This window comes from Streptomyces minutiscleroticus (assembly GCF_014650875.1).
GTDB classification, from domain to species: domain Bacteria; phylum Actinomycetota; class Actinomycetes; order Streptomycetales; family Streptomycetaceae; genus Streptomyces; species Streptomyces minutiscleroticus.
This window is the reverse complement of sequence record NZ_BMVU01000158.1, coordinates 1,327-2,913: the sequence shown is the minus strand read 5'-3', so window position 1 is coordinate 2,913 and position 1,587 is coordinate 1,327. Positions and strand designations below refer to the sequence as shown.

Genomic DNA, 1,587 nt, shown 5'->3' with positions numbered 1-1,587 from the left:
CTCGCCGTAGGCGGCGAGCAGGACGGCCGGGTCGGGGCCCTCCAGGACGGTGGGCCTGGCCAGGCCGTCGAGCACGATGAAGCGGAGCAGGTCGCCGCGGGACTTCTTGTCGACCTTCATGTTCTCCAGCAGTTTGGGCCACTGGTCGTAGCGGTAGCTCAGCGGCAGGCCGACGGACTGCAGGATCGTGCGGTGGCGGTCGGCGGTGGCGTCGTCCAGGCGCCCGGCCAGCCGGCCGAGCTCGGCGGCGAAGTGCATGCCCACCGCGACCGCCGCGCCGTGCCGCCACGTGTAGCGCTCGTTCTTCTCGATGGCGTGCCCGAGGGTGTGCCCGTAGTTGAGGATCTCGCGCGGGCCGGACTCCTTCAGGTCGGCGGAGACCACCTCGGCCTTGACCCGGACGGAGCGCTCGATCAGCTCGGCGGTGTGCGGTCCGGCCGGGGTGCGGGCGGCCTGCGGGTCGGCCTCGATCAGGTCCAGGATCACCGGGTCGGCGATGAAGCCGGCCTTGATGATCTCCGCGAGCCCGGACACGAAGTCGTGCACCGGCAGCGACTGCAGCGCGGCCAGGTCGCACAGCACGCCGGCGGGCGGGTGGAAGGCGCCCACGAGGTTCTTGCCCTCGGCGGTGTTGATGCCGGTCTTGCCGCCGACCGCCGCGTCCACCATGGCCAGCACGGTGGTGGGCACCGCGATCCAGCGCACGCCGCGCAGCCAGGTCGCGGCCACGAACCCGGCCAGGTCCGTGGTCGCGCCGCCGCCGACGCCGACGATCACGTCCGAGCGGGTGAAGCCGGACTGGCCGAGCGCCTTCCAGCAGTAGGCGGCGACCTCGGCGGTCTTGGCCTCCTCGGCGTTGGGCACCTGGACGGCGATCGCCTCGTAGCCCTGCCCGGCCAGGTCGGCGCGGAGCGCGTCGCCGGTCTCGGCCAGCGCCTCGGGGTGGATCACCGCCACCCGCTTGGCCCTGGTCCCGATCAGTTCGGCCAGCTCGCCCAGGAGCTGCCGGCCCACCAGCACCTCGTACGGCTCGCTGCCCGCGCTGCCGCCGACCTGGATCCGGGTGACTGCCTGCTCGCTCATGCTTCCTTCCACTCCAAGGCGTCGAAGACGGCCCGAGCGACCTCTTCGGGGGTGCGGCCGTCGGTGGCCACGACGGCCGTGGCGACCTCCTCGTACAGGTGGCGGCGGGCCTCCATCAGCTCGCGCCACCGCTTGCGCGGGTTGATCGCGAGCAGCGGCCGGGCGGCGTTCAGCCCGGTGCGCCGCGCGGCCTCCTCCGCGTCCATCGACAGGTACACCACCCGGTGCCCGGCCAGCAGCGCCCGGGTGTCCGCGTCCAGGACCGCACCGCCGCCCAGTGCGAGGACGCCGGTGTGCGCGGCGAGGGCGGCGGCCACGGCCCGCTTCTCCAGCGCGCGGAAGGCCGCCTCGCCCGCGTCGACGAAGATGTCCGCGATGGCACGGCCCTGCTCGGCGACGATGTCGTCGTCGGTGTCCCGGTAGGGGCGGCCCAGACGCTCGGCCAGCAGCGCGCCCACCGTCGACTTGCCGACCCCCATCGGGCCGACGAGCACGACGGCGGGA

Annotated in this window: 2 protein-coding genes; both read right to left on the bottom strand. The window is 73.9% G+C overall.

Annotated elements, in window-relative coordinates; translation table 11 throughout:
• Positions 1–1,083 (bottom strand): 3-dehydroquinate synthase (gene aroB / locus IE271_RS40520; RefSeq protein ID WP_190195426.1); only part of this gene is annotated, 1,083 nt, incomplete at its 3' end.
• Positions 1,080–1,587: shikimate kinase (locus tag IE271_RS40515; protein ID WP_190195425.1), on the bottom strand; the 508-nt coding region annotated here is incomplete at its 5' end. The genes aroB and IE271_RS40515, both read right to left, overlap by 4 nt.